4 protein-coding genes and 6 tRNA genes are annotated in these 4,600 nt (G+C 45.0%); all 10 read right to left on the bottom strand.

The genetic code is table 11. The annotated features are described in order from the left end of the window. Positions 1–121 precede the first annotated feature (121 nt). Positions 122–1,321 carry a transglutaminase domain-containing protein gene (locus VN105_RS13910; RefSeq protein ID WP_325641857.1) on the bottom strand — a complete coding sequence of 400 codons (1,200 nt, stop codon included), beginning with the start codon at positions 1,319–1,321 and terminating at the stop codon, positions 122–124. A gap of 86 nt (positions 1,322–1,407) precedes the next feature. Next, positions 1,408–1,974 (bottom strand): transcription termination/antitermination protein NusG, encoded by a 567-nt coding sequence (nusG, locus tag VN105_RS13905; protein ID WP_089902937.1) that lies wholly within the window; start codon positions 1,972–1,974, stop codon positions 1,408–1,410. After that, entirely contained in the window at positions 1,975–2,175 is a 201-nt protein-coding gene (gene secE / locus VN105_RS13900) for a preprotein translocase subunit SecE (protein WP_325641853.1), read from the bottom strand. It abuts the gene before it with no gap. A 109-nt stretch (positions 2,176–2,284) separates the two neighbouring features. Continuing rightward, positions 2,285–2,355: transfer RNA gene (locus tag VN105_RS13895), tRNA-Trp, on the bottom strand. Positions 2,356–2,456: 101 nt separating this feature from the next. Continuing rightward, positions 2,457–3,644: an elongation factor Tu gene (tuf, locus tag VN105_RS13890; RefSeq protein WP_325641851.1), complete on the bottom strand. Its 1,188-nt coding sequence runs from the start codon at positions 3,642–3,644 to the stop codon at positions 2,457–2,459. A gap of 72 nt (positions 3,645–3,716) precedes the next feature. Beyond that, positions 3,717–3,790 (bottom strand) — tRNA-Lys (locus tag VN105_RS13885). A gap of 114 nt (positions 3,791–3,904) precedes the next feature. Then, positions 3,905–3,976, bottom strand: a tRNA-Thr gene (locus tag VN105_RS13880). 23 nt (positions 3,977–3,999) lie between these two features. Next, positions 4,000–4,072 (bottom strand) — tRNA-Gly (locus VN105_RS13875). Positions 4,073–4,268: 196 nt separating this feature from the next. Continuing rightward, positions 4,269–4,350, bottom strand: a tRNA-Tyr gene (locus VN105_RS13870). Positions 4,351–4,407: 57 nt separating this feature from the next. Beyond that, positions 4,408–4,481: transfer RNA gene (locus VN105_RS13865), tRNA-Thr, on the bottom strand. Positions 4,482–4,600 lie beyond the last annotated feature (119 nt).

Genomic DNA, 4,600 nt, shown 5'->3' with positions numbered 1-4,600 from the left:
ATTATTATGAACTTGTCAAAAAGTATTTGAAATTGGGCATTCTTTTTGCTCTGGATCAGATTTTTTTTACAAATCTATTGCATTTCCCATAAAATTTCCTTACCGTCCGAAGCCGGCAAAGTTACAACTTATCTGCCACTTGTATATAAAACAATTCCTTACGCTTTCCCCTCTCCGTTTTTATATACTTATTCACAAACTGCTGCTCATTCCCCACCTTGTCCTTCATCTCCGCAAGCGCCCGCTGTAATTCTGCTATATTCTCCTTCATGGTCACATCATCACTACCCTGTAACCCTGAAAGCACCTTTTCAGCTGCCCCCAGCTTCACCGCTATTTCCCCGATCATCTTTTTTAATACTTCATCCTTTACTTCCGGCGTAAACCGCCGGTTCTTGAAATCCACATATTCATTATATAACTGCGCAATAGCTTTATAATTTCGGTTCAGCCCGTTAAATTCATCCACTCTCCGGTTACGTGCCTCAATTTCCTGGTTGTTGGCCAGCACCTTGATCGACTGATCCATCCAATCCAGCTCTGCCATGATAAAAGGATTGGCTGCTCCTCCGAACCGGCGGATCCTCGCTGCAGCATACTCCAGCCGCTGCAACCGCGATTGCCGGAACCAGTTGCTCAACGTATCATTATAAGCAAAAACAGGGCGTTTTGCCGCTGCGGCAAAAGCCTGGCTACCCTGCTCATCATGACGTAAAGGGAAAGGCAGCATCTGCCACATCGGGTCATAAGGCATATGGGTTTTTACCGCTACCTGCGGCGCCGCCCGGAACCAGGTCCAGTTAATTCCCCTGGTAAAACGGCCGTTATCCACCACCCCGGCTCCCCAGGTGGGGTCCGTTATCAACCACTGGCTTCCGTTCTTCACCACCACCCAATCGTGCGAACCGGTAGGAATGCCATTCTGCAGGCCATAGCCGGTTACTACAATAGCCGGCACTCCCGCTTCCCTGCATACCTGCGCATATAAAACCGCATAATCGGTAGCCACCCCTTTGCGGGTGCGCAGTGTTTTAAGCATCGCAGCCGCCGAATCCCGGTAACTGCTTACCTGGTTCATGTTTTCCACATCATAGGTTATGTGCGTAGCCATCCAGTTAAACAGGGCTTGTTGCAACGCCACAGCGTTCCCTGTATGGGCTTTCAGCCATTTCGCGATCACCGCCGGAGAAGTTGTGGCCTCTTCCGGGATGGCAACAATTGCCGCAGCTGCGGCCGGTTTAACCTGTCTGGATTTCCCGGACTGAGCCCCTGCGGCACCAGCCAACAGGCATCCGAGCATTACAACAATCACTGATTTCATATCAACAGATATAGGGCATATGCGATAAACGAGAAAAAGCGTTCCGCACAAACGGAACGCTTTTCAATAAAGATGTATATAAGTTACTATGAAAGTTTTTCTACCTGCATAAAGTTCAGCTCTACCGGTGTAGCGCGGCCAAAGATCTTTACAGTTACTTTCAGTTTTTTCTTGTCTTCAATTACCTCTTCGATCACACCGTTGAAGTCGTTGAACGGACCATCAATGATCTTAATGGTTTCGCCCACAATGAAGGGTTCGCTCATGGTTAATCCCTGATCGCTCAGTTCGTCCACTTTACCCAGCATTTTGTTCACTTCTGCTTTGCGGAGTGCGATAGGTTTTTCTTTTCCGAGGAAGTGAATAACACCGGATACGTTACGTATAGCCTGTATTACCTCATCGGTCATTTTACCATCTACTGCTTCTATCATCACATAGCCGGGATAGAAGTTTTTTTCGCGCATTACCTTTTTACCAGCCTGCACTTTATAAACTTTTTCTACCGGCAGGAAGATCTGGCTGATCACGTTGCCCCAATCGGAGCGACGAACTTCAATATCCAGGTATTCCTTCACTTTTTTTTCCTTGCCACTAACAACGCGGAGTACATACCACTTTGTTTCCTGAGCAGGAAGATTGGCTGCATCCATTTATTTAGCTTTGAAAATTTGGTAATAGTGACTTAACACGAAGTTGGAAGCGGCATCCATACCCCATACCAGTGCGGTAACAAATATTGTTGCTATCAGCACGATCATGGTAGAAGACTGGAGCTCTTGCCACGTAGGCCAGGACACCTTGTAAACCAATTCATGATAAGACTCTCGGAAATAGTTTCTGATCTTATTCATTATATAAAGTTAACTATTTATGGTCAATTGTTTAAAGCCTAAAAAATGGTTGACTTGTTTTATTTTATAATAACAACAATTCAACCATTTAATATTTTTTTAAACCCTGCACGGGTACTAGGATTCGAACCCAGATCAAAGGTTTTGGAGACCCGTATGCTACCGTTGCACCATACCCGTGTATAAAGCCATTAGCACTCAGCTTTCAGCGTCAGCAAACATATAAAAAAGTTGTGACATTTAATCGCCAAAGCTAATGGCTTTTAATATAATTGAGTGGCTTACTTCAGGATTTCAGTTACCTGACCGGCACCTACTGTACGACCACCTTCGCGGATAGCGAATTTCAGACCTTTGTCCATAGCGATAGGCTGGATCAGTTTAACTGTCAGACTAACGTTATCACCAGGCATAACCATTTCAACACCTGCAGCCAGTTCAACTTCACCGGTTACGTCAGTTGTACGGAAGTAGAACTGAGGACGGTATTTGTTGAAGAACGGAGTGTGACGGCCACCTTCTTCTTTGCTCAGTACGTATACTTCGCATTTAAATTCAGAGTGAGGTTTGATAGAACCCGGAGCACAGATAACCATACCGCGACGGATCTGGGTTTTCTCAATACCGCGGAGCAACAGACCAGCGTTATCACCTGCTTCACCTTCGTCGAGGAGTTTTTTGAACATCTCAACACCAGTACAAGTAGATTTCAGTGGTTCTTCCTGCAGACCTACGATTTCAACGTTCTCACCAACTTTGATACGACCGCGTTCGATACGACCTGTAGCAACGGTACCACGACCGGTGATAGAGAATACGTCTTCTACTGACATCAGGAACGGTTGATCAACCGGACGAGGAGGCAGCGGAATGTAAGTATCAACAGCTTCCATCAGTTGGTCGATAGCAGCCACCCATTTTTCGTCGCCAGCGAGAGCGCCGGTTGCAGAACCCTGGATAACCGGAACGTTGTCACCATCAAAACCGTTAGAAGACAGCAGATCACGAATTTCGATCTCTACCAGTTCCAGCAGTTCAGGATCGTCTACCAGGTCAACTTTGTTCATGAATACTACAATACGAGGTACACCTACCTGGCGGGCCAGCAGGATGTGCTCTCTTGTTTGCGGCATAGGACCATCTGTAGCTGCCACCACGAGGATAGCACCGTCCATCTGAGCAGCACCGGTGATCATATTCTTCACATAGTCAGCGTGACCAGGACAGTCAACGTGAGCGTAGTGACGAGCAGCTGTCTGATACTCAACGTGAGCTGTATTGATAGTAATACCTCTTTCTTTTTCTTCAGGAGCAGCATCGATCTCATCATATCCTCTCTTCTCTGCCAGACCTTTATTTGCCAAAATTGTGGTAATGGCAGCAGTCAAAGTAGTTTTACCATGATCCACGTGGCCGATGGTACCAATGTTTACGTGGGGTTTATCCCGCTTGAAGGTTTCTTTTGCCATTGTATTTTCTTTTTAGATGGTTTGTAAAGATTGTATTGATTGTTGTTTTAAAAAAACGGTTTTACAAACTTGTACCGTTGATGAGAATTGAACTCATGGCCTTCCCTAAATAAAAATGGGTTGCTCTTCCATTGAGCTACAACGCTAAGTTTTAATTTCGGAGTGCAGAATTTACAAATTCGAATTCCGAAATTCGAATTTTATGGAGTTTGTTGAGGCGATTGAAAAACTCACTACAACTATTCTTCTAAAATTCATTGAGCTGTTGAAGAGAATTGAACTCTCGACCTCTTCCTTACCAAGGAAGTGCTCTACCCCTGAGCTACAACAGCTTGAAAAATTGCTTAAAAATACGAGCGGGAGACGAGGTTCGAACCCGCGACCTACAGCTTGGAAGGCTGTCGCTCTACCAACTGAGCTACTCCCGCATTTTTTAATTCACTAAGCTTCCGGCAAACAACACTGCAACTTTCCACTTATAGAATTATTAGAATAAAAATAAGAGCTTTATAAGGCTGTTGTACCACAGGTTTAGGGTATTGTCTACTACTTCTGAATAACTCACCTTCTACTCACAACTATGTTCCGCCTCTGCGAAGGGCAAAAGCGGAACACGCTGTTTTGTGGGCAGGATAGGATTCGAACCTATGAAGACGTAGTCAGCGGATTTACAGTCCGCCCCATTTGGCCGCTCTGGAACCTGCCCTAACTATCTTTTGATTTTGTCATCCGGCGCATCTGTATCACCAAATAAAAACCGATGAGCCAGCAGAGGGATTCGAACCCCCGACCCACTGATTACAAATCAGTAGCTCTGGCCAACTGAGCTATGCTGGCATCTTTCAAAAAACATTCTTTCAATAAAGTAACTCGTTGAAAGAGAGCGCAAAATTAAGAGATTTTTTCAATTCTCAAAATCTTTTTTTCAGTTTGTTACAGATATTTAAAATTTTACC

The organism is Chitinophaga sp. (assembly GCF_035564935.1).
GTDB lineage: Bacteria > Bacteroidota > Bacteroidia > Chitinophagales > Chitinophagaceae > Chitinophaga.
This window is presented reverse-complemented; position numbering and strand designations above follow the sequence as displayed.

What these genes read in the sequence shown, in the direction of transcription:
- nusG (WP_089902937.1), bottom strand. Translation starts at nt 1,974, where the DNA reads ATGGATGCAGCCAATCTTCCTGCTCAGGAAACAAAGTGGTATGTACTC.
- tuf (WP_325641851.1), bottom strand. Translation starts at nt 3,644, where the DNA reads ATGGCAAAAGAAACCTTCAAGCGGGATAAACCCCACGTAAACATTGGT.
- VN105_RS13910 (WP_325641857.1), bottom strand. Translation starts at nt 1,321, where the DNA reads ATGAAATCAGTGATTGTTGTAATGCTCGGATGCCTGTTGGCTGGTGCC.
- secE (WP_325641853.1), bottom strand. Translation starts at nt 2,175, where the DNA reads ATGAATAAGATCAGAAACTATTTCCGAGAGTCTTATCATGAATTGGTT.